Source organism: Dactylosporangium sp. CA-233914, from assembly GCF_050942935.1.
Classification (GTDB): Bacteria; Actinomycetota; Actinomycetes; order Mycobacteriales; family Micromonosporaceae; genus Dactylosporangium.
Genome location: NZ_CP192030.1, coordinates 2,216,480 through 2,238,539, shown reverse-complemented (window position 1 = coordinate 2,238,539; position 22,060 = coordinate 2,216,480). Strand labels below are relative to the sequence as shown.

General features: G+C 71.4%; 20 protein-coding genes. 10 read left to right on the top strand and 10 right to left on the bottom strand.

Annotated elements, in window-relative coordinates:
* Positions 1 to 9 precede the first annotated feature (9 nt).
* From ACQPY0_RS10230 to ACQPY0_RS10205, 6 genes are all read right to left on the bottom strand, one after another.
* The gene (locus ACQPY0_RS10230; protein ID WP_432987238.1) at positions 10 to 1,068 is read right to left on the bottom strand and encodes a LacI family DNA-binding transcriptional regulator; all 1,059 of its coding nucleotides are present in this window, start codon (positions 1,066 to 1,068) and stop codon (positions 10 to 12) included.
* Between the two features lies 1 nt (position 1,069).
* Complete coding sequence (locus ACQPY0_RS10225) at positions 1,070 to 2,473, bottom strand: GH1 family beta-glucosidase (protein WP_432987236.1); 1,404 nt, start codon at positions 2,471 to 2,473, stop codon at positions 1,070 to 1,072.
* Positions 2,470 to 3,384, bottom strand: coding sequence for a carbohydrate ABC transporter permease (locus ACQPY0_RS10220; RefSeq protein ID WP_432987234.1), 915 nt, complete (start codon positions 3,382 to 3,384; stop codon positions 2,470 to 2,472). Before ACQPY0_RS10220 ends, ACQPY0_RS10225 begins: the two co-directional genes overlap by 4 nt.
* A complete protein-coding gene (locus tag ACQPY0_RS10215) occupies positions 3,381 to 4,358 on the bottom strand; it encodes a carbohydrate ABC transporter permease (protein ID WP_432987232.1) in 978 nt (325 codons plus the stop codon). Before ACQPY0_RS10215 ends, ACQPY0_RS10220 begins: the two co-directional genes overlap by 4 nt.
* Positions 4,359 to 4,455: 97 nt before the next feature.
* The gene (locus tag ACQPY0_RS10210; RefSeq protein ID WP_432987230.1) at positions 4,456 to 5,766 is read right to left on the bottom strand and encodes an ABC transporter substrate-binding protein; all 1,311 of its coding nucleotides are present in this window, start codon (positions 5,764 to 5,766) and stop codon (positions 4,456 to 4,458) included.
* Between the two features lie 393 nt (positions 5,767 to 6,159).
* Positions 6,160 to 6,705, bottom strand: a complete 546-nt coding sequence (locus tag ACQPY0_RS10205) for a plasmid pRiA4b ORF-3 family protein (RefSeq protein WP_432987228.1) — start codon at positions 6,703 to 6,705, stop codon at positions 6,160 to 6,162.
* A gap of 74 nt (positions 6,706 to 6,779) precedes the next feature.
* Here ACQPY0_RS10205 and ACQPY0_RS10200 point away from each other — a divergent pair, with 74 nt between their 5' ends.
* The 8 genes from ACQPY0_RS10200 (at position 6,780) to ACQPY0_RS10165 (ending at position 17,665) form a co-directional block, all read left to right on the top strand.
* The gene (locus ACQPY0_RS10200; RefSeq protein WP_432987226.1) at positions 6,780 to 7,490 is read left to right on the top strand and encodes a pyrimidine reductase family protein; all 711 of its coding nucleotides are present in this window, start codon (positions 6,780 to 6,782) and stop codon (positions 7,488 to 7,490) included.
* Between the two features lie 193 nt (positions 7,491 to 7,683).
* Positions 7,684 to 9,456, top strand: a complete 1,773-nt coding sequence (locus ACQPY0_RS10195; protein ID WP_432995148.1) for an ATP-binding protein — start codon at positions 7,684 to 7,686, stop codon at positions 9,454 to 9,456.
* 14 nt (positions 9,457 to 9,470) lie between these two features.
* A complete protein-coding gene (locus ACQPY0_RS10190; protein WP_432987224.1) occupies positions 9,471 to 10,616 on the top strand; it encodes an exonuclease SbcCD subunit D in 1,146 nt (381 codons plus the stop codon).
* Entirely contained in the window at positions 10,613 to 13,090 is a 2,478-nt protein-coding gene (locus ACQPY0_RS10185; RefSeq protein ID WP_432987222.1) for an AAA family ATPase, read from the top strand. Before ACQPY0_RS10190 ends, ACQPY0_RS10185 begins: the two co-directional genes overlap by 4 nt.
* Positions 13,087 to 14,022, top strand: coding sequence for a hypothetical protein (locus ACQPY0_RS10180; RefSeq protein ID WP_432987220.1), 936 nt, complete (start codon positions 13,087 to 13,089; stop codon positions 14,020 to 14,022). The genes ACQPY0_RS10185 and ACQPY0_RS10180 overlap by 4 nt, the downstream gene beginning before the upstream one ends.
* Before the next feature lie 32 nt (positions 14,023 to 14,054).
* On the top strand, positions 14,055 to 14,906 hold the full coding sequence (locus ACQPY0_RS10175; protein WP_432995146.1) for a DNA-3-methyladenine glycosylase family protein: 852 nt from the start codon (positions 14,055 to 14,057) through the stop codon (positions 14,904 to 14,906).
* A gap of 69 nt (positions 14,907 to 14,975) precedes the next feature.
* A complete protein-coding gene (locus tag ACQPY0_RS10170; RefSeq protein ID WP_432987218.1) occupies positions 14,976 to 16,091 on the top strand; it encodes an ATP-dependent DNA ligase in 1,116 nt (371 codons plus the stop codon).
* Positions 16,088 to 17,665, top strand: coding sequence for an alpha/beta hydrolase (locus tag ACQPY0_RS10165; protein ID WP_432987216.1), 1,578 nt, complete (start codon positions 16,088 to 16,090; stop codon positions 17,663 to 17,665). Before ACQPY0_RS10170 ends, ACQPY0_RS10165 begins: the two co-directional genes overlap by 4 nt.
* Before the next feature lie 66 nt (positions 17,666 to 17,731).
* On the opposite strand, the gene ligD is transcribed toward ACQPY0_RS10165, so the two are convergent.
* On the bottom strand, positions 17,732 to 18,745 hold the full coding sequence (gene ligD, locus ACQPY0_RS10160) for a non-homologous end-joining DNA ligase (protein ID WP_432987214.1): 1,014 nt from the start codon (positions 18,743 to 18,745) through the stop codon (positions 17,732 to 17,734).
* Between the two features lie 114 nt (positions 18,746 to 18,859).
* Here ligD and ACQPY0_RS10155 point away from each other — a divergent pair, with 114 nt between their 5' ends.
* The gene (locus ACQPY0_RS10155) at positions 18,860 to 19,567 is read left to right on the top strand and encodes a hypothetical protein (RefSeq protein ID WP_432987212.1); all 708 of its coding nucleotides are present in this window, start codon (positions 18,860 to 18,862) and stop codon (positions 19,565 to 19,567) included.
* A 137-nt stretch (positions 19,568 to 19,704) separates the two neighbouring features.
* Complete coding sequence (locus ACQPY0_RS10150) at positions 19,705 to 20,025, top strand: GYD domain-containing protein (protein ID WP_432987210.1); 321 nt, start codon at positions 19,705 to 19,707, stop codon at positions 20,023 to 20,025.
* A 153-nt stretch (positions 20,026 to 20,178) separates the two neighbouring features.
* On the opposite strand, the gene ACQPY0_RS10145 is transcribed toward ACQPY0_RS10150, so the two are convergent.
* The 3 genes from ACQPY0_RS10145 to ACQPY0_RS10135 form a co-directional block, all read right to left on the bottom strand.
* The gene (locus ACQPY0_RS10145) at positions 20,179 to 20,382 is read right to left on the bottom strand and encodes a cold-shock protein (protein ID WP_432987208.1); all 204 of its coding nucleotides are present in this window, start codon (positions 20,380 to 20,382) and stop codon (positions 20,179 to 20,181) included.
* Positions 20,383 to 20,565: 183 nt separating this feature from the next.
* Entirely contained in the window at positions 20,566 to 20,748 is a 183-nt protein-coding gene (locus ACQPY0_RS10140; RefSeq protein WP_432987206.1) for an antitoxin, read from the bottom strand.
* Positions 20,749 to 21,151: 403 nt separating this feature from the next.
* A complete protein-coding gene (locus ACQPY0_RS10135; protein WP_432987204.1) occupies positions 21,152 to 21,958 on the bottom strand; it encodes a HEAT repeat domain-containing protein in 807 nt (268 codons plus the stop codon).
* Between the last annotated feature and the right edge of the window lie 102 nt (positions 21,959 to 22,060).

Here is a 22,060-nt window from a genome sequence, read left to right as displayed (position 1 = left end):
TGCGGGGTCTTAGGCCGACTCGCGCACCACGAGGTGCGTGTCGAGCACAGTCGAGTGGGCCGGCCCGCCGGCGATGCGGGCCAGCAGGAGCCTGGCCATCTCACGACCCATCCCCTCCACCGACTGGTGCACGGTGGTGAGCGGCGGCAGGGTCTGCCGGGCCACGGCGGAGTCCTCGAAGCCGACCACGGCGACGTCCGCGGGGACGTGGCGGCCCTGCTCGCGCAGGGCTCGGATGGCCCCCGCGGCCATCAGGTCGGAGGCGGCGAAGACGGCGTCGAGCCCCGGGTTGAGATGCAGCAGGCGGTACATAGCTTCGGCGCCGCTCGCCTCGCTGAAGTCGCCGTATGCGACGAGACGGTCGTCGAACGGTTGAAACGCGAGGCGCAGTGCCTCCCGGTAGCCGAGCAGGCGGGCCTTGCCGACCCCCATGTCCTGCGGGCCGGCGATCGCCGCGACGCTGCGACGCCCCAGGTTGAGCAGGTGCTCGACGGCCAGCCGGGCGCCGCCCTCGTTGTCGTTGTCGACGAACGAGACGCCGTGCCCGTTGTGACCGTCGGTGTTACCGGCAGTGTCACCGGTGAAGCCGGCCGCCTCGAGCATGTGCGCGGTGCGCCCGCCCAGGACGGTCGGCAGCCCACGCCCGGCCAGCAGGCCGGGTAGCGGGTCGTCGTCGTGCAGCGACAGCAGCAGGACGCCGTCGACGTGCTGGTCGGAGAGGTGTCGCTCGACCAGCACGCGCTCGGAGACCGACTGCGCCATGGCGAGCCACAGCTGCATCTGGGTGTCGGCCAGGTGCGAGCTGACACCGCGGACGATGCCGGCGAAGAACGGCTCGCCGAAGACCCGCTCCTCGGACTCGGAGACGACGAGCGCCACCGAGTCCGTACGGCGGGTGACGAGCGCGCGGGCGGCCCGGTTGGGCACGTACCCGAGCTCGTCGATCGCCTTCTGCACCGCCGCCCGCGCCTCCGCGCTCACCTGCGGCGAGCCGTTGATGACCCGCGAGACCGTGCCGCGCCCGACACCGGCCAGGGCAGCGACCTCGTCAAGTGTCGGGCGGTGCACGCTACTGGGCCAGGCCGTTGCGCTTGATGACCTCGCGGTAGCGGTGCCCGCTGGTCTTCATCGTGCGCTGCTGGGTGGTGTAGTCCACGGCGACGAGGCCGAAGCGCTTGGTGTACCCCCACGCCCATTCGAAGTTGTCCAGCAGCGACCACGCGAAGTACCCCTTCAGCGGGGCACCCTGCTCGAGCGCGGCGAGCGCGGCGCGCAGGTGCGCGTCGAAGTACGCGGCCCGCTCGACGTCGTCGATCTGCCCGTCGGGGCCGGGGACGTCGACGTACGCCGCCCCGTTCTCGGTGACGTAGAGCGGGATGGCCGGGTAGTCGCGCGCGACCCGGACCAGGGTCTCAGTGAGCCCGGGCGCGTCGACCTCCCAGTCCATGTCGGTGACCGGGACGCCGGCTCGCTTGAGGAACCGCACGTCCTCGCTGCCCGGCCACGACGTCGGCGCCCGCCAGTAGGGCTCGACGGGCGCGCCGGGGTCGGGCGCGGCGACGACGTGCCGGCTGTAGTAGTTGATGCCCAGCAGGTCCAGCGGGGCGGCGATCGTTTCCAGGTCGCCGTCGTGGACGAAGCCGAAGTCGCTGATCCCGGCGAGGTCCGCCCGCACGTCCTGCGGGTAGGCACCGCGGAGTACGGGATCCAGGAAAATGCGGTTGGCCAGGCCGTCGATGCGCCGGGCGGCCTCGAGGTCGCCGTCGCGGGCCGGGTCCGCGGGCGAGATCGCGTAGAGGTTCAGCGTGATGCCCAGCTGCGCCTGCGGGTCGTTCGCGCGGATCGCCCGGACCGCCTCGCCGTGGCCGAGCAGCAGGTGGTGCATGGCGGCGAGGGCGTCGGGGGCGTGCCTGCGGCCCGGGGCGTGCACGCCGGAGGCGTAGCCCAGCAACGCCGAGCACCAGGGCTCGTTGAGCGTGGTCCAGTGCCGCACCCGGTCGCCGAGCGCGCCGTGCACGAGCGCGGCGTACTCGGCGAACCGGTGGGCGGTGTCGCGGGCCGGCCAGCCGCCGGCGTCCTCGAGCTCCTGCGGCAGGTCCCAGTGGTACAGCGTGACCCAGGGCGTGATCCCCTGCTCGAGCAGCTCGTCCACGAGCCGCTGGTAGAAGTCGAGCCCCTTGTCGTTCATCGACCCGCGGCCGCCCGGCTGCACGCGGGGCCACGCGATGGAGAACCGATAGGAGCCCAGCCCCAGATCGGTCATCAGCGCGACGTCCTCGCGGTAACGGTGGTAGTGGTCGCACGCCTCGTCGCCGGTGTCGCCACCCTTGGTCCGCCCGGGGGTGTGGCTGAACGTGTCCCAGATGGACGGGGTGCGGCCGTCCTCGGCCGCCGCCCCCTCGATCTGGTACGACGCGGTCGCCGCCCCCCACAGGAATCCGGGTGGGAACGTCAGCGGGTCGATGTTGCTCACGCCTTGACCGAGCCTTCCATGATGCCGCCGATGATCTGGCGGCCGAATGCGATGAACACGATGAGCAGCGGCACGATCGCCAGAGCTGTCCCGGTAAAGACTTGCACGTAGTCCGTCTTGTAGTAACCGGTCGCCAGAATGTTCAGCGAGACCTGCACGGTCGGCGTGTCACCGTTGAGCACCACATACGGCCACAGGAAGTCGTTCCACGTCTCCATGAACGTCAGCAGGCCGAGGACGGCGGCGGCGGGGCGCAGGGCCGGGAGCACGACGCTCCAGTAGGTGCGCCACGTCGAGGCGCCGTCCACGCGGGCCGCCTCGATCAGCTCGTCGCTGATCGCGGACTCGGCGTACTGCCGGATCATGAACACGCCGAAGCCCTTGACCAGGAAGGGCACGATGACCGCCTGCAGCGTGTTGGTCCAGTCGAACTTCACCATCAGCAGGTACAGCGGGATGATGTTGACCTGCGTCGGAATCATCATCGTCATGATGATGACGAGCAGCAGCGCGTTCTTGCCGCGGAACTTGAGCTTGGCGAACGCGAAGCCGGCCAGGGTGGAGAAGAACACCACCGACAGCGTCACGCAGCTCGACACGATGGCCGAGTTGATGAGGCCGTAGACGAAGTTGGCGTCGGTGTTCTCCAGCACCCGCTGGGCGTTGGAGAAGAAGTTCGGGCCCGGCAGGAGCGGCGGCGGGATGGACGACACCGCGCTGTTGTCCCGCGACGCCACGATGAACGACCACACGATCGGGAAGACCGACAGCACGATCGTGATGATCAGCGCGAGGTACGTCAGCGGGCTGGCCTCCCACAGCGCCGCGGAGGCGCTGCGGACCTTGCCGGCGCGCTTGGGCGCCGGGCCGGCGGGCGGGCGGGCGGACTTGACGGGAGTCATCGTGCTCATGACGTCGTCCCCTTGACCGACCGACGAACCAGCAGGAAGTTGACCAGCGCGAAGATGAGGATGATCAGGAACAGCAGCCAGGAGATCGCCGAACCCTTGCCCACGTTGAAGTTGTTGGAGAACGTGGTCTCGTAGATGTACATCGCGACGGTCTGGAACTCGTTGAGCGAGCCGCCCTGGATGCGGCCGTAGTTGAACAGCAGCGGCTCGGTGAACAGCTGCATGCCGCCGATGGTCGAGATGATCACCGTGAAGAGGATCGTCGGCTGGATCAGCGGGACCGTGATCCGCCAGAAGCGGCGCATCGCCGAGGCGCCGTCCAGCGAGGCCGACTCGTAGAGCTCCTTCGGGATGGCCTGCATCGCGGCGAGGTAGATCAGCGCGTTGTAGCCGGTCCAGCGCCAGTCGACCATGAAGGCGATCGCGGTCCACGAGGACCAGCGGTGGTTGCGCCACTCGATCGGGTCGAAGCCGACGCTCTGGATCAGCCAGTTCGCCAGGCCGTAGCGGTCGGCGAAGATGAGGCCGAAGACGATGCCGACGGCGGCGACCGAGGTGATGTTCGGGACCAGCACGCCCATGCGGATCGCGGTGCGGGCGCGCATCTTCTTGTTCAGCCAGCTCGCGATCATCAGCGCCGCGATCAGCTGCGGCACGGTCGAGACGATGAACAGGCCGAACGTGTTGCCGATGACGATCCAGAAGTGCTCGTCGGTGAGGACCTTGGAGTAGTTCTCGAAGCCGACGAAGCCCTGGTCGCCGCCGGTGAGCGTGTTCTTGCGCAGCGACAGGACCGCGGTGTAGACGAGCGGGTAGGCGCCGAACACCGCGAACAGCACGAAGAACGGCGCGACGAAGAGGTACGGCGAGATCTTGAGGTCCAGCCGGCCGATACGTACGGAGCGCCGCCTCGGCGGCGTCACCTGGTCCTGTCGCCCGTGACGAGGCCGGGCGACCCCGACGTTGGTGGTCATGGTGGTGGTCCTTCTTCCGTAGCGTGCGGTTGCCGGTCGCTAGCGGGCGGAGGTGGCGAGTTGCCGCCACCTCCGCCCGGTGTCGATCGGCTACCGATCAGCCTTCGGCCAGCGCCTTGCTGTCCTTGATGGCCTTGTCCCAGCCCGCCGCAGCGGAGAGCTTGCCCTGCTCAGCGGCCTGCATGGCCGGCTCGAAGCCGTTCTCCCACAGGGCCTGGTGCTTCGGGCCCAGGTAAATCGGCTTGAGGGTCTTCGCCGCGTCGACGTAGATCTTGCCGACCGGGGCGTTGTTGAAGTACTCGTTCGTCGCGCCGGCGATCTGCGGGTCGGCCAGGGCCGCGTTCGACGACGGCAGCGGGCCCGCCTCCTTGAAGGCGTCGATGCCACCCTGCTTGCCGGTCAGGAACTTCACGAGCTCGAACGCGGCCTTCTTGTTCTTGCTCTGCTCCGGGATGGCGAGGTACGAGCCGCCCCAGTTGCCGCCCTTGCCGGGGATCGAGGCGATGTCCCACTTGTTCTTGCCGGCGTCGCCGGCCCGCTCCTTGATGACACCCGTGTACCACGGCGGGCACGGCACGGTCGCGAACGCGGCGTTCTTGAACGCGGCGTCCCAGTCGGCCTGCCAGCGGGCCAGCTTCGCGGTCAGGCCCTTGGCGGCCATGTCCAGGCCCAGGTTGTAGGCCGTCCGCACGGCCGGGTTGCTGTCGCCGATGTACTTGTCGCTCTTGTCGTAGAACCACGTGTCGGCGTTCTGCATGATGTACGGCTGCATGATCGACGTCGCCGAGTCGATCCACGCGGCGCCGGTGTTCGCGGCCTTGAACTTCTCACCCTGCTTGACGTAGTCGTCCCAGGTCGGCCACAGCTTGCTGACCTCGTCGCGGCTGATCGGCAGGCCGGCCTTCTGGAAGAGGTCGGTGCGGTAGCACATGGCCAGCGGGCCGACGTCGGTGCCGAGGCCGACGAGCTTCTTGCCGTCCGCGGTGAACGCGTTCTTCCACTTGAACGGCAGGTACTCGCTCTCCAGCGAGGAGGCGCCCAGGTCGAGCAGGTTCGCGAAGGACTTGTTGTCCTTCAGGTACTGCAGGAGCATGCCCTCTTCGAGCATGACCACGTCGCTCGCGCCACTGCCGGCGGACAGCTGCTGGGCCAGCTTCGGCACGAAGTCCTTGGTCTGGCCCTCGTTCTTGACGTCGACCTTGATGTTCGGGTTCGCGGCCTCGAAGTCCTTGACGGCCTGCGTGAACCCGGGCGTGCCGAAGTAGGACAGCGAGATGGTGACGGGCCCGTTGCTGCCGTCGGAGCCGCCTTCGTCCTTCTTGGCACTGCAGGCGCCGATGCCGAGGGCGAGCCCGACGGTCAGCGCGGCCGCGGCGACGGATCGCATGCGGCGCGAGGTGAAGCTCATCCTGACCCCTCTCTCAGGTCGTGATGGGTGTGCGGGTGTGGGGGTGTTGATGCGTGCGGCGGCGGGCACACTGGAATCCCCGCCGGGGTATGGCGGACATGCGAGTTGATGTCTCCCACGGCTGCGGGGTGTGTCACCGGCCACAGCCGCGGGAGCGCTCCCATGAGCCTGGACTGCGAACGCCGACGTGTCAATGGGGCAATGGGAGCGTTCCCATTTCGTTACCGCAAGATTTCTTAGGGGCGATTTGTACGGCTTTATCGCGCCATGGCACTTTGCCGGGTTCTACGCAGGGTCATGACCCGCATGCGGGGCTGGACCCATCGATGCGATAGGAGTTTCTATCGACGAGAACGCATCGGTACCGGCGGCGAAACTTACCGGACCATCGATCTAGGTCATGCGGCGCAGGAGGGTGGTGCGCGGCCCCGGGTCGAACGCGGCGGGGTCGAACGGGCGGCCGAGCCATTCGTGCATGGCGGCATGGTCGGGGTGGTACGGGTCGGCGTACGCGGCGAGGAACTCGCGGTAGCCGGCCGTGCCCCCCACGTCCTCCGGCGGGCACGCCCGCTCGCCGCCGGCGCACACCGGATAGCGGGCGCCGAGGTCGGCCGGGGCCACGTCCTCGACCGTCACCTCGTGCTCCCACCAGTCGCCGAAGTCGTAGGTGTATCGTAGCCGCGATCCCCTGCCCACCACGGCGTCGAGGCGGTACTCGATCTCGTCGCGGACCTCCAGCAGCCCGTCGGGGTCCGGCACCCCGTACTGCACCCCGTCGATGTCGAACACGTGCAGGTGCCGGTCGCTCCAGCCCATCGCGAACTGGATCACCCGGTGCAGGCGGTCCAGGGTGAACGCGCCGGGCACGAGCACCCGCCGCCAGACCGGCGGGTCGACGTCCCGCAGCGCGATGCGCAGCTGGTAGATCATGCGAGCCATGGTGGAGCCATTGTCGGGTGTACGGGCCGCGCCGCGCAGCAGGAACGCATGATCCGGGCGAGTAGGGTTTCCAGGTGCGCAAGCTCTACCCGGCGGCCGACCAGCCATCCGACCTCGTCGATCTCTACCGGCCCCCGCCCGGGCCGTGGCTGCGACTGAACTTCGTCTCCAGCCTCGACGGGGCCGGGCACGTGGACGGGCGCAGCGAGCCGCTGTCCGGCCCGGCCGACAAGCGGGTCTTCGGGGTGCTGCGCATGCTGTGCGACGCGCTCGTGGTGGGGGCGGGAACGGTGCGCGAGGAGGGATACCACGCGCTGCGCCTCGACGCCGGCCGCCGCGCCTGGCGGGCGGCGAACGGCCTGCCGGAGTACCCCGTCCTGGTCGTCGTCTCCGCGCGCCTCGACCTCGACCCGGGCCACCGCGCGCTCGCCGAGGCCCCGGTCCGCCCGATCGTGCTCACCCACGCCGGCGCCGAGCCCGGCCGGCTGGCCGAGGTCGCCGACATCGTCGCGGTGGGTGACGGCGAGGTGGACCTGGCGGCCGGCATCGCGGCGCTGCGCGAGCGCGGCCTGGCGCACATCCTCAGCGAGGGCGGGCCGCGGCTGTTCGGCTCGCTCACCGCGGCCGGGCTCGTCGACGAGCTGTGCCTGACGCTCTCGCCGCTGCTGGCCGGGCCCGGCGCCGGCCGCATCACCGCGGGGCCGGGCGTGGACGCACCAACCCATCTCACGCTGCGTCACGTCCTGCTCGACGACGGGTTGCTGTTCCTGCGGCACTCCCGATAACCACAGGCCCATCCACAGCCCTGTGGAAAACCGGCCGCGGGCCTGTGGACAAAGGTGTGTCTCGGCCGGTTTCGTACCGTTTTGTCCAGTTGAATCGGACACTCATCCATCCACCGCTGGCGTGGTGCCTTCGACCTCGCGGCGATGGTGGGGCACGATGCACAGGCGAACACATGTACTGGGGGTCGACACCATGGAGGACGAGTCCGCGCCGGCTCCGGGCGGTCCGATCGTCGGGCGCGTGCTCGGCACGGCCGACGCCACGCCGCTGACCTTCTGGGTCGCCGTGGAGGACGGCGCCTACCTCCAGCTCGACGACGTCGTCGTCACCGAGCGTGACCTGCCCGAACACGACCCGGTGACGATCGCCGGCGTCGTGACCGCGGTGCGGGCCCGGCACGAGGGGGTCGTGTTCGACTCCGACGTGTTCCTGGTCGCCGACGGCACGCTGCCGGCGACGATCCAGGAGGCCGCCGAGATCACCACGACCCGGGTCGACCCGGAGGTGTACGTCCCGCCGACCCCGGGCGCGCTGGTCCACCGGGCGCAGGGCGACGCGCGGGCCGGGGCGCTCTACTTCGACCGGATGGACCGCACCATCCCGATGGGCTTCGGGCGCGACGGTGCGCCGATGTATCTCAACGCCGACTTCCTCGACGGCTCGCGGGGCGCCCACGTGTCCATCTCCGGCATCTCCGGCGTGGCGACCAAGACCAGCTTCGCGACCTTCCTGCTGTACTCCGTCTTCCGCTCCGGCGTGCTCGGCGGCGCCGGGGAGACGGCCAACACCCGCGCGCTGATCTTCAACGTCAAGGGCGAGGACCTGCTCTTCCTGGACCACCCCAACAGCCGCCTGGTCCCGCAGACCGAGGACGCGTACGCGCGCCTGGGCCTGGTCGCGGGCCCCTTCCCGGACGTGCGGGTCTACGCCCCGCCGCGGGCCGGCGACTCCTCCGGCACCCCGGACGTGAGCAGCCGCCTGTCGGGCGTGGACGCGTTCTACTGGACGCTGACGGAGTTCTGCACCGATCGCCTCCTGCCGTACGTCTTCGCCGACGCCGACGACGAGCGCCAGCAGTACACGATGGTGGTGCACTCCGTCACCGCCCACCTGGCGCGCGTCGCGCAGCCGGCCGAGGGCGGCGTCGCCGTCGACGGCACCCGCCTGAACTCCTACGCCGACCTCGTCGACTACCTCGTCGAGCAGCTCAACGACGACGCCACCCGCGGGCAGTGGGCCGGCAGCGCGGTCGGCCTCGGCACCGTCAACGCCTTCGCCCGCCGGCTCATCGGCAGCAAGAAGGACCTGTCCCGGCTCATCCGCGGCGACCTCGCGCAGCGCAAGCCGCACCAGATCAACACCGCCGAGTCGGCCCAGGTCACCGTCGTGGACCTGCACAACCTGCCGGACCGGGCGCAGCGCTTCGTCGTCGGCGTGACCCTGCGCACCGAGTTCGAGCGCAAGGAGAAGGCCGGGACCGCCAAGCCGCTGCTGTTCGTGGTGCTCGACGAGCTGAACAAGTACGCGCCGCGGGAGGGCACCAGCCCGATCAAGGAGGTGCTGCTGGACATCGCCGAGCGCGGGCGGTCGCTGGGCGTGGTGCTCATCGGCGCGCAGCAGACCGCGAGCGAGGTGGAGCGGCGGATCGTGGCGAACTCGGCGATCCGGGTCGTCGGGCGCCTGGACCCGGCGGAGGCGTCGCGGCCCGAGTACGGCTTCCTCCCGCCCGCCCAGCGCCAGCGGGCGCTGCTGGCCAAGCCCGGCACCATGTTCGTGTCGCAGCCGGAGATCCCGGTGCCGCTGTGCATCGAGTTCCCGTTCCCGTCGTGGGCGACCCGGCCCGCGGAGGCCGGCCCTCCCCCGTCCTCGACGCTGCGCTCGATCGCCCAGGCCGCCACCGACCCGTTCGCCGTCGTGGCCCGGGTCGGCGCCGGCGGCATCAGCGATGACGACATTCCGTTCTAAGGAAGGACACGGGTTTGCGCGTCCTGCACACCTCCGACTGGCACGTCGGCAAGGTCCTCAAGGGACAGTCCCGCTCGGCCGACCACATCGCGGCGATCAACGGCCTGGTCGACATCGCGAAGGCCGAACAGCCCGACCTGGTGATCGTCGCCGGCGATCTCTACGACACCGCGACCCCGACGCCGGAGTCCACGAAGATCGTCACCCGGGGGCTCTCGGCCCTGCGCAGAACCGGCGCCGAGGTCGTGGTCATCGGCGGCAACCATGACAACGGCAAGGCCCTCGACGCGCTGCGCCCGTGGGCCGAGGCCGCCGGCATCACCGTCCGCGGGGCCATCGGCAAGCCCGAGGAGCATCTGCTGTCCGGGACTACCGGTGGTGGAGAGCAGTGGCGGCTCATCGCGCTGCCGTTCCTGTCGCAGCGCTACGCCGTGCGCGCCAGCGAGATGTTCGAGCTCTCGGCGGCGGAGATCACCCAGTCCTACGCGCACCACATCGGCGACCTCGTCAACCGGCTCGCGCAGGGATTCGGCACGAACACGGTGAACCTGCTGACCGCGCACCTGACCGTCATCGGCGCCACGATGGGCGGCGGCGAGCGGGAGGCGCACACGATCATGGGGTACGCCGTGCCCGCCTCGGTCTTCCCGTCCTCCGTGCACTACGCGGCGCTGGGCCACCTGCACCGCGCCCAGAACGTCAGCGGCCCCTGCCCGATCCGCTACAGCGGCAGCCCGCTGCCGATCGACTTCGGCGAGGAGGAGAACCTCGCCTCCGCCGCGGTCGTCGACGTCACCGCCGCCACCGCGGCCCGGGTCCGGGAGGTCCCGCTGCCCGTCGCGACGTCGCTGCGCACCGTCCGCGGCACGCTGGCGCAGCTGGCGACGCTGAAGACCGGCGAGGCGTGGCTGCGGGTGTACGTCCAGGAGGCCCCCCGCGCCGGCCTGCGCGAGGAGGTCCAGGAGCTGCTGCCCAAGGCCCTGGAGGTGCGCATCGACCCCAAGCTGCTGCCCGGCTCCGGCTCGGGCAAGGCCGAGCGGGCCCGAGCCGGGCGCTCCGCGGGCGAGCTCTTCTCCGACTACCTCGACCAGCGCGGGCACGCCGACGAGGCGACCGTGGCCCTGTTCCACCGCCTGCACGACGAGGTGATGCACTCATGAGGCCCATTCGGCTGGACCTCGACGGCTTCACCGTGTTCCGCGAGCCGACGACCGTGGACTTCACCGACACGGACTTCTTCGCGCTGGTCGGGCCGACCGGCTCGGGCAAGTCCACGGTGCTCGACGCGATGTGCTTCGCGCTGTACGGCACGGTGCCCCGCTGGGGCGACCGGCGCGCCATCGCCAACGCCCTCGCCCCGTCGGCCGCCGAGGCCCGGGTGCGGCTGATCTTCGAGTCGGCCCAGAAGCGATACGTGCTCACGCGGGTCGTGCGCCGTGACGCCAAGGGCGCCGTCACCACCAAGCACGCGGGCCTGGAGATGCTCGCGCCCGGGCTCGACCTCGGCAAGCTCGAGTCCGGCCTGGAGCAGCAGGACATCGCCGAGGTCCTGGCCGGCACGCCCGGCGAGGTCGACACCGCGGTGCTGACCGTGGTCGGGATGCCCTACGAGCAGTTCACCAAGTGCGTCGTGCTGCCGCAGGGCGAGTTCGCCGCGTTCCTGCACGCCAAGCCCGCCGAGCGGCAGAAGATCCTGGTCAACCTGCTCGGGCTGGAGGTGTACGGCCGCATCCGCGAGCGCGCCCAGACCGAGGGCGCCACCGCCGAGGCGAAGCTCAAGGTCCTCGACGACACGCTGCACGCCTTCACCGACATCGACGACGCCACCCTGGCCGCGGCCGCCAGGCGGGTCGAGAGCCTGCGCGGGGTCGCCGCCGCCGTGGAGGAGATCGCGCCGCGGCTGGCCGACGCCGGGCACGCCGCCACAAGCGCGAAGGCCACGCTGGACACGCTCGATGCGCAGATCGCCCGCCTTTCAGCTGTGACAGTACCGTCCGATGCGGCCGGCCTGGCCGCCTCCGCCGCCACCGCGCGCGCGGCGGTCGCCGGGGCGATGGACGCCGCCCGGGCGGCCGAGGAGCGGGAGGAGAAGCTGCGCGGCGAGCTGCAGTCCGCCGGCGACGCCACGGCCCTGCGCCGCCTGCTGGACCGCCACGCCGAACGCGCACGTCTCGTGGCCGAGTCCTCCTCGGTTCGTTCGGCTGTCACGGCCGCGGAGCGCGAGCACACCACGGCCGCCGCGGCGCTGGAGTCGGCCCGCGCCGACGCGCGTTCGGCCCTGGCCGATCTGGAGGCCGCTCGCGAGGCCTATCAGGCCGCCGTCGCCACCGACCGCGCCGTGGCCCTGCGGCCGCACCTGAAGGTCGGCGACTCCTGCCCCGTCTGCACGCAGACCGTCCACGAGCTGCCGGCCGTGCCGCACGACTCGGCCGTCGCCGCCGCCGAGACCGCCGGAAAGCGGGCACGCAAGCGCAGCGAGGCCGCGGATCGCGTGGTGGAGGAGCGCGACCGCGCGGTGCGCGACCTCGACCGCGGGCTCGCCGCCGCGCGGGCGCACGCTCAGCAGTTCGCGCAGCGGGTCGAGGCGCTGGATCGCGAGCTCGAGGGCGCTCCCCCGGCCGAGGTGCTGCAGCGCGACCTCGACGGGATCGCGGCGCTCACCCGGCGGCTGGACCAGGCCGGGGCCGAGGTCCGCAAGGCCCGCGAGGCCCACCGCACCGCGGCCGGCCAGGCCGACCGGGCCGAGGAGCGGCTGCGGACCGCCTGGCGCGGCTTCGACACCGCGCGCGACGGGCTCGCCGCGTTCGCCCCGCCGCCGGCCAACCGCGACGACCTCGCCGATGCCTGGTCGACCCTGCACGCCTGGGCCACCGGCGAGGCCGGGCGTCGCCGGGCCGGGCGCCAGGCCACGCTCGACGAGGTCGCCGCGGCCGAGCGGCGCGCCGGCGACGTGCGCGACGAGCTGGCCGCCGCGTTCACCGGGGCCGGGCTGCCGGCGCCCGGCGGCGACCCGGTCCGCGACGCCGCCGTCGCCCTGGAGCGCGCCGACGCGGCCAGGCGGCGCATCGAGGAGCGGCGCGCCGACGCCGAGCGGATGCGCGCCCAGCGCGACGAGCTGGCGCGCGAGGCCCAGGTCGCCAAGGCCCTCGCCCAGCACCTGCGGGCCGACCGGTTCGAGCGCTGGCTGCTCGCCGAGGCGCTCGACACGCTGGTCGACGGGGCGTCCAGCACGCTGCGGGAGCTCTCCGGCGGGCAGTACGACCTCGGCCACGACAAGGGCGAGTTCTACGTCGTCGACCACCACGACGCCGGGCTGCGCCGCGCCGTGCGGACCCTGAGCGGCGGCGAGACGTTCCAGGCCTCGCTTTCCCTCGCGCTGGCCCTGTCCGAGCAGCTCGCGGGCCTGTCGGCGGCGTCGGCGAGCCTGGAGTCGATCGTGCTGGACGAGGGCTTCGGCACCCTGGACACCGCGACGCTGGACACGGTGGCGGTGACGCTTGAGAACCTGGCCGCCCGCGGGGACCGCATGGTCGGCGTCGTCACCCACGTCGGGGCCCTGGCCGAGCGGATCCCGGTCCGCTTCGAGGTGCGCCGCGACGCCCGGACCGCCCGGATCGAACGGGTCGGGCTGTGAAGCTCCACGTCGATGCCTGGGATCCGGGGTACGGCCAATCCTTCGAGGCCTCGGAGGGGCCGCAGGGGCAGAGCAGTGCACAGGTCGAGCCGGACGTCGAGCTGCCCGCGGACGCGTGGCGGCCGCTCGACCCGCCGCCCGGCCTGCGCCCGCCCGGCACCGTGCTCATCGTCGACGGGGTGCAGCGCATCGACGCCCGGGTCTGGATCACCGACGACACCGGCACCACCCACCCCGGGATCGCCGCCTCCTACGCCGCCGGGGTGGTCCGCTGCGACCTCGACCGCGGGGCCGCGCAGATCGCCACGACGCGGATCGAGCGGGGGCTGTTCACGCCGGTCGAGCACCTGCCGGCGATCGTGGCGGGCAGCATCCGGTACCCCGGAAGGCGCGTCTCCCGCGGCGAGCCGAAGGACCTCGCGCTCGGCGTCCAGCGGCACATGCGGGCCCTGGAGGTGGGCGTCTCCGGCGAGGAGCGCACCGACGACGACCTGCTCGTCGTCGACGGGCCGCTGCAGGAGCGGGCGCACCTGCCGCGGGCGCTGGGCTACATCAAGACGCACCGGGTGGAGTACCTGCCGGCGGAGCTCACCGCCGTGGTGACCGCCCTGCGCGGCGGGCAGCGCACGCCGGTGTTCCTGCTCGGCACGTCGTGGAACCGGTTCGCCTGGTACCTGCGCCTGCCTGGGCCGGCCGGAGCTCCCTGGTCCGGGATCGTGCGCGTCGAGTGCTCGGCCGACCTGACGCACGCCGCCGCGGTGGCGCTGGCGCACCTGTCGGCGGTCACGCTGCCGCGGTTCGCCTCGCAGGCGTACAAGGACCCCCGCGCGCCGCAGAACCTGGTGCCGATCGCCGGGCTGGAGCGTAAGCTGCGCGCCATGCTCGGCGACGCCCGGCTGCTGCACCGGGCCCTCTCGCGGGCCGCGGCGTGAAAGTTCCGCCGCGGTACGACCTGGCCGGCACGATGCGCGGCCTGGCCCTCATCCACGGCGACCCCACCCTGGCCGCCGGCCCGCGGACGTCCTGGTTCGCCACCCGCACCCCCGCAGGCCCCGGCACGCTGCGGTTCGATCTGGCCGGGGAGGAGCTGACCTGGCAGGCGTACGGCCCGGGCGCCGGCTGGCTGCTGGAGCGCGCCGACGCGATCGCCGGGCTGCGCGACGACGTGACCGGCTTCGCCGAGCTCGCCCGCGCCCACCCGCTCGTGCACCGGCTCGCCCGCGAGCACGCCGGCCTGCGCATCGGCGCCACTGGCCGGGTCTTCCACCACCTCGTGCCGGCGATCCTCGGGCAGAAGGTCTCCGGCAAGGAGGCCCGCGACGGCTACGTGCGGCTGCTGCGCAGGTTCTCCGAGCCCGCGCCCGGCCCGCGCGCCGGGCTCTTCCTGCCGCCGGAGCCCGGGGTGATCGCGGCGACGCCGTACTGGGCCCTCCACCCGCTGGGCATCGAGCGGAAGCGGGCCGACACCCTGCGGCGGGCCGCCGCGCAGGCGGCCGCGCTGGAGCGCTGCCCCGATGCGGTGAGCTGCACGGCGCGGCTGGTCAGCATCGCCGGGATCGGGCCGTGGACGGCGGCGGAGGTGACCCGGGCGGCGTACGGCGACGCCGACGTCGTATCCGTCGGCGACTACAACATCAAGAACAACGTGGCGTTCGCCCTGACCGGGGCCGCCCGCGGCACCGACGAGGAGATGCTGGTCCTGCTCGCGCCGTTCGCGCCGCACCGGGGCCGGGTCTGCGGGCTCATCGCCCGGTCGGGGATCGGCGCGCCGCGGTTCGGCCCGCGCGTACGGATCCGGTCCTTCGCCCGGTTCTGATTTCCAGACCTTCGCGTTTCTGATTTCCGGGCCGGAATCTTGTCGTACCTGTGTGGTTGACTTGGCCACGTGGAGCTGCCTGTCCTGCCGCCAGTCGAGCCGATGCTCGCCAAGAGCATCCCCAGCCTGCCCAGCGCCCCTGGCATGAGCTATGAGCCGAAGTGGGACGGGTTCCGCTGCATCGTGTTCCGCGACGGCGACGAGGTCGAGCTCGCCAGCCGCGGCGGCAAGACCCTGACCAGATACTTTCCCGAGGTCGTGGAGCAGGTGCGGGCCCAGCTGCCGCCCCGCTGCGTCGTCGACGGCGAGATCATCGTGATCCGCCGCGACCACGGCGAGCCGAAGCTCGACTTCGAGCTGCTCGGCCAGCGCATCCACCCGGCCGCCTCCCGGGTGCGGCTGCTCGCCGAGCAGACCCCGGCCTCGTTCGTCGCCTTCGACCTGCTGGCCATCGGCGACGAGTCGCTCGTCGGGCAGGGCTACGCGCGGCGCCGTGCCCGCCTGGCCGAGGCGCTCGACGGGGTGAAGCCGCCGGTGCACGTCACCCCGGTGACCACGGACATCGCCGTCGCCCAGGACTGGTTCGAGCGGTTCGAGGGCGCCGGGCTCGACGGGGTGATCGCCAAGCCGGCCGACGGAGCCTACGAGCCGGGCAAGCGCGCCATGTTCAAGATCAAGCACTCACGCACGGCGGACGCCGTCGTCGCCGGGTTCCGCTGGCACAAGGACGGGCCGATCGTGGGATCGCTGATGCTGGGCCTCTACGACGAGGAGGGGCGGCTGCACCACGTCGGCGTCGCCGCCTCCTTCACCCGCGAGCGGCGGGCCGAGCTGGTCGAGGAGCTCGCGCAATATCGCGAGGGCATCGAGGACCACCCGTGGAACTGGGCCGGCCAGCTCCCCGGCAGCGCGGCCACGAGCCTGGAGTCGGCGCCGGCCGAGGCCGGGACCCGGGTGCCCGGCGCCGTGAGCCGCTGGACCGGCAAGAAGGACCTGTCGTTCGTGCCGCTGCGCCCCGAGCTGGTCGTCGAGGTCGGCTACGACGCGATGGAGGGCGACCGGTTCCGCCACACCGCCCAGTTCAAGCGCTGGCGGCCGGACCGCGACCCGAGCTCCTGCACCTATGAGCAGCTGGACCGGCCCGTGCGCTTCGACGTCGAGTCGGTGCTGGCGGGCCGCCCGTGACCCGGTCGAAGAGGCTGCTGCTCCTGCCGCTGCTGCTCGTCGTCGCCCTGGCCGCCGGCTGCACCAAGCCGCCGCCGGAGTTCACCAGGCCCACCTCGGGCCGCGCCCTGGACAAGCCGTCGGCCCAGTCCTCCGGCGCCGGCAACGCCTCGCAGTCCGGCGGGCTGGACATCCCGGCCGCGGACTGGAAGGCGTGCCCGGACGCGTACAAGGGCGTCTTCCCGACCCCGCCGCAGAACGTGCAGTTCTCGTGCGCCACCGTGAAGGTCCCTCAGGACTGGGCCCGCCCGAAGGACTCGGGCACGTTCGACATCGCCCTGGTCCGCGGCCGCTCCACCACCCAGCGCGACCGCGTCGGCTCGCTGTTCATCAACCCGGGCGGGCCGGGCGGCTCCGGCTTCGAGTACGGCGTCTACCGCTCGGTCTACCTGCCGGCCGAGATCGTGCGCCGCTTCGACATCATCGGCTTCGACCCGCGCGGCGTCGGCCGCTCCTCGCCGGTCAAGTGCTTCTCCGACGCCGACCTGGACCAGAACTTCGGCATCGACCCCGACCCGGTCAGCGACGAGGGCTTCCAGACCAGCGTCGCCCTGACCCGGCGCCTGGCCCAGAGCTGCGGCGACAAGTACGGCGACAAGCTGCCCCTGTTCTCCACGGAGCAGACGGCCCGTGACCTCGACGCCCTGCGCGCGGCGGTCGGCGAGCGGCAGCTGACCTACCTCGGCTACAGCTACGGCACCCTGCTCGGCGCCGTCTACGCCCAGCTGTTCCCGAAGAACGTCCGCGCCCTGGTGCTCGACGGCGCCGTGGACCCGACGCTCACGATGCAGCAGGCGGCGGAGAAGCAGGCGGCCGGCTTCGAGCTGGCCTTCACGAATTTCAGCAAGTGGTGCACCGGCAACGCCACGTCCTGCCCGATCGCCCCCGACGCCCGCGCGGTGGTCACCAAGGCGATCGCGGACGCCCGCACGGCCCCGGTCCAGGGCGCCGGCGGCCGCAAGGCCACGTCCGGCTGGGTCTTCACCGCGGTGGTCTCCTCGCTCTACAGCGAGTCCTCCTGGCGCCTGCTGGCCCAGGCGATGCAGGACCTGCGCAACGGCAAGGCGGACAAGCTGTTCCAGCTGGCCGACGCCTACGCCGAACGCGACCCCAGCGGCAAATACTCCAACATGTTCGACGCCAACTCGGCCGTCAACTGCGCCGACTCCGACAACACGCCGACGCTGGAACAGGACCGCGCGCTGCAGTCCCAGTGGCGGCAGAAGTATCCGCTGTTCGGCGGCCCCCTGGCGCTCAACCTGCTGTGCTCCCAGTGGCCGGGCAAGCGCGACCCGTTCCCGACCGGCCCGGCCACCGGCTCGGCCCCCATCGTCGTGATCGGCACGACCGGCGACCCCGCCACCCCCTACGAGCAGGCCCCGGCCCTGGCGAAGATGCTGGGCGTCGGCACACTGGTCACCTGGAAGGGCGAGGGCCACACCGCCTACCCGCAAACGGGCTGCATCATCGACGCGGTAAACCGCTACCTGATCGACCTGAAGGTGCCTGCCGCCGGCACAACCTGCGAAAAGTAACCCACCACCGACCGCCGTGCCCCGGGCCGCCCGCCGCACCCGGCCCGGGAGACCACGATATGCCGGCTACGCCTCGGCTTTCCTCGCCCGGCTGGGCTGGACGCGCATGGGTTCGCCCTCCATCTTCGGATACTCGGGCGGATACGGCATGTCCCCCTCGCCGTTGGCCACGTCCCGGGCCGCCCACTCCAGCAGTTCGCTGATGTCGTAGGCCACGTCGTCGATCCCGGCGTGCGCGTCCCCGATCTCGGCGATGCGGGCCGGCACCGTGCGCAGATCGAAATCGTCGGGCTCGACGTCCCCGAGCTCCTCCCACCGCAGCGGCGTCGAGGCGGTCGCGCGCGGGTTGGCCCGCAGCGAGTACGCGCAGGCGATGGTCCGGTCGCGGGCCATCTGGTTGAAGTCGATGAAGACCCGCTCGCCGCGCTCCTCCTTCCACCACCTGGTCGTGGCCAGCTCGGGCGCCCGCCGCTCGACCTCGCGGGCCAGCGCGATCACGGCGCGGCGGGCCTCGACGAAGCTCCACGAGGGCTTGATCCGCACGTACACGTGCAGCCCCCGCCCACCCGAGGTCTTGGGCCACCCGACGAACCCCAGCTCGTCGAGGACCCCCTTGAGCACCCCGGCCACGACAACGGCGTCGGCGAAGTCGGTCCCGGGCTGCGGGTCGAGGTCGATGCGCAGCTCATCGGGCTGATCGACATGCCCCCGCCGCACCGGCCAGGGGTGGAACACGATGGTCCCCATCTGCGCCGCCCAGGCCACGTGAGCCAGGTCGGCGGGGCAGAGCTCGTCGGCCTTGCGCCCGCTGGGAAACGCGATCCGCGCCGTCTCGATCCAGCCCGGCACCCCGCGGGTGGGCACCCGCTTCTGGAAGAACGCCTCGCCATCGATCCCTTCGGGGAACCGCTGCAGCGTGGTGGGCCGATTCCCGAGGGCCCGCATGATCCCGTCCCCGACAGCCAGGTAGTACTCGAACACGTCCCGCTTGGTGAACCCCCGCTCGGGAAACACCACCCGCTCGGGGCTGCTGAGCCGCACGGCCCGCCCCGCGACCTCGACCTCCAGCGCATCGGCCATGCCAAGGACCTTACGCCGAACCACCCCTCAAAATCGTTCAGTCCGAACGGGGGCGAGGCCGTGCCGCGCCCGGCGGCACTGTCCACCGGCCGGCCGCCGGGGCACGATTGCCGCATGGGGGGCTGGACATCTGGCGACCTTCAGGCGGAGTTCGAGCGGCGGCTCGACGATCTGCTGGCCGAGTGCTGCCCGGATTGGCAGGCTCCTGAGCCGTTGTCCGGTGACCAGCGTCTCGTGGCGTTTCGACAGCGGAATGCGAAACGCACACAGCTCGGTGACGTCCTGACGGCGCGACCGGACGTGGCCGTCGCCGCCGCTGGCCGCCTGCTCGACGTGATCGCATGCGATGAGGACCTGTCGCGCAACCGGCAGCTGATCGAACCGCTCGTGACAGCGGTCGGGCGACGCACCGTGCAGCGTCACCTGATCTCGGTGATCGAGACCGGGCCGGAGCACAAGAAGGTGTGCGCCATGCACGCCTGGTACTGGTCCCAGGTCACCCTCGTCTACGAGAGCTTCCAGGACTTTGACGCGCGCAGGCCCACGCCGGCCAGCCGGGCCGCCGCCGCCGACGTGGCCGACCTTCGTGGCCAGTATCGGATCGCCTGCCTGAACGCGTTCGTCGCCTGCCAGTACGTGCCTACCCGGGAACGGTTGGCCGACGGATTCCTGCTCGTGGACGAGTACTACCCACCGCACCTGCGTGACCTCGTGGCGCGAGCCCTGGCCATCGCCGAGGCAGACCCGCATCGATACAAGAACCTGCTCGCCAGGCAAGACGAAGAAATAGGCCTGGACCAGATCGGCTCCGCCAGCACGTAGCCCCAACGCACGGCGCACCCTTGCAATACGGCGCAAGGCAAGCCGGCAGGCTGGACGCCGCAGGTTCGATGCTGCCGTTCGAGCCGTTCGGCGGGCGCTCCTTCCGCGACTAGGCTCGGTTTTAGGGGGTGATCTCGATGCCTAGATTCCTTTTCGAGGCGACCTATACGCTCGACGGACTCCGCGGGCTGTTCAAGGATGGGGGCAGCGGACGGGTCGAGGCGGCCCGGAAGACGGTCGAAAGCGCCGGCGGGCGGCTCGAGTCGTTCGACTTCAGCCTGGGTGAGCACGACACGTACACGATCTGCGAACTGCCGGACAGCAAGTCGGCCGCCGCCGTCGCTCTCGCGATCGGCGCATCCGGCGGAGCCAACACCAAGACCGTGGCGCTGCTGACCCCGACGGAGATCGACGAAGCGGTTCACCAGACCGTCGACTACCGCGCGCCCGGCGCCTGACCTGACCGCGTCCCGTTCACGCCATCGATGCAGATGGCGCAGACCTTCGGCAGGACGTGGGCAGAGCGAGCGCGATGCGCGCTGGCGGACTGAGCGCCCGCACAGAGACTGTGCGGGCGCTCAATCTTCGCTATAGGTTCCCTGCCGGGCCGGTCAGACGCCGCGGACGTTCTCCGCCTGCGGACCCTTCTGCCCCTGGGTCACCTCGTATTCAACCTTCTGGCCTTCCGTGAGCTCACGGTATCCACTGCTGGCGATGGCCGAGTAGTGGACGAACACGTCCGCTCCTCCGTCATCCTGCTGGATGAAGCCGAAGCCCTTTTCGGAATTGAACCACTTGACAGTACCGCGAGCCACGCGTTCCTCCTGACGAGGGCGGGAACCCGTCCATCGCCAATCGCCGGCGACAAACTCCCACCCAGACTGACCATACCCTCCTCAGGGAGAGCAAGGAATCACCGGCTCCCACCCGACAGCCGCGGACGGCCACCATCCGGCCGTACGCATGGCCGGATGGTGGCCTTCGCCATGGCCGATGCACTACCCGATCGTGTCGCCCTCTCCCGTGTGCTTCCTGGCCTCCTGTACACCCTTGTCGATGTTTTCGGTGTACTTCTGGTCGGTGCGCTGGTCGGCCTGCTCGCCGGCCTTGTCCAAGCCCTTGTCGACGCTGTGGTCGTGCTTGGTCAACAGTTCCTTGGCCTTGTCCAGAAGCTTGCTCACGGCTGGAGTCCCCTCCTCATCGACGTGGAAATCCACTCCCGCGACCGGCGCCGCGAGCGCCGGCGCTTCGCGGCCAGCCGCGGTGGTGAATTCCGTCCGCCCAAGACGACGGCATTCTGGACCTACCCCGGGATGCCTCGGCCATGCCTCGACGACGACGGCCGTGGCCATCCCAGCCCTGGCCGCGCGAAAAGTCAGGTCACGACGCCGAGCCGCGGAAAACACTCGCCCTGCCATGACGTGGCCACAGTTGAAGGGTCCGGGATGGGCCATATGGCGATCGGACGTGTTCACACAGGCCGTGATGCGCGCCCGGCCCGGCAAGGGAAGCCGTCACGCCGCTCCGGGTCGAGGCCCGCGGTCGGCTCGTGATCGCGGCGGTGCCGGGGGCCGGTTGCCGCCGCTATGCTTGCCCGCGCGCGGCGATGACGGCCTGGATGCGCCGCACGGTGCGCAGGGCCTTCTTCGCCGCGACACGGACCTCGCCGTCGAAGACCGTCGCGCCGCTGTCCTCGGCCTGCAGACGCTCAAGGGTCGGCACGACCCGCTCGTCGCCGGTCGAGCCGAGGGCGACTGCGGCCCAGTAGCGACGATTGGGATCCCGGTCCGCAGCCGCCTCGACCAGCCGCGGGATGACGTCCGGGGTGAAGAGGGCCAGACTGCTGGCGATGTAGCCGATCCGCGGGAAACGACGGTGCTCGAACTCGTACCACAGCGCCTCCAGGGCCTCGGCGCCGCCGATCATCGCGAGCGCGTCGGCGGCACGCTGGCGCACCCACTCGGCGCCGTCGCCGAGCAAGGGGCGCAGCGCCGGGACGGCTGAGCCGTCGCCGAGCACACCGAGCGCCTTGATCGCCTCGTCCACGGCGATCCACTGTGGGTGGTCAAGTAGTTCGATCAGCTGCGGCACGGCCGCACGCACGTCCATCGCGGCGCAGCCCATCGCCGCCCAGGCCTGGCAGTTGTACCGCGTGTCGGCCAGCGCCTCGAGCAGCGGCTCGCGCAGGCCGGGGTCCGCGAACACGGCCGCCTGATTCATGGCCCGGGTGTAGAGCGACCGATGGTATCCGGAGTAGTCGCGAACCATCGCCTGTAGCGCCGCGATCGCCGACGGATCGCCGTGGTCGCGGGCCCGGTCGAGCAGCCGGTAGAGGTGCTCCTCCCGGGTGTCGAGGTCGCCATTGCGCAGGCCGGCGAGGTCGGGATTCACAGCAGTCCCCGAACCCGGCCGGCGAGTCGCCGCGCCATCTGTTCGGGGATTACCGTCGTCGTGGCGGTCACGCCCGGGATCATACGGCGCAGTTTTCGGACA

Excerpts from the sequence above, each read along its gene's own strand:
- ACQPY0_RS10220 (WP_432987234.1), bottom strand. The coding sequence starts at position 3,384 with ATGAGCACGATGACTCCCGTCAAGTCCGCCCGCCCGCCCGCCGGCCCG.
- ACQPY0_RS10215 (WP_432987232.1), bottom strand. The coding sequence starts at position 4,358 with ATGACCACCAACGTCGGGGTCGCCCGGCCTCGTCACGGGCGACAGGAC.
- ACQPY0_RS10210 (WP_432987230.1), bottom strand. The coding sequence starts at position 5,766 with ATGAGCTTCACCTCGCGCCGCATGCGATCCGTCGCCGCGGCCGCGCTG.
- ACQPY0_RS10205 (WP_432987228.1), bottom strand. The coding sequence starts at position 6,705 with ATGGCTCGCATGATCTACCAGCTGCGCATCGCGCTGCGGGACGTCGAC.
- ACQPY0_RS10195 (WP_432995148.1), top strand. The coding sequence starts at position 7,684 with ATGGAGGACGAGTCCGCGCCGGCTCCGGGCGGTCCGATCGTCGGGCGC.
- ACQPY0_RS10185 (WP_432987222.1), top strand. The coding sequence starts at position 10,613 with ATGAGGCCCATTCGGCTGGACCTCGACGGCTTCACCGTGTTCCGCGAG.
- ACQPY0_RS10175 (WP_432995146.1), top strand. The coding sequence starts at position 14,055 with ATGCGCGGCCTGGCCCTCATCCACGGCGACCCCACCCTGGCCGCCGGC.
- ligD (WP_432987214.1), bottom strand. The coding sequence starts at position 18,745 with ATGGCCGATGCGCTGGAGGTCGAGGTCGCGGGGCGGGCCGTGCGGCTC.
- ACQPY0_RS10155 (WP_432987212.1), top strand. The coding sequence starts at position 18,860 with ATGGGGGGCTGGACATCTGGCGACCTTCAGGCGGAGTTCGAGCGGCGG.
- ACQPY0_RS10150 (WP_432987210.1), top strand. The coding sequence starts at position 19,705 with ATGCCTAGATTCCTTTTCGAGGCGACCTATACGCTCGACGGACTCCGC.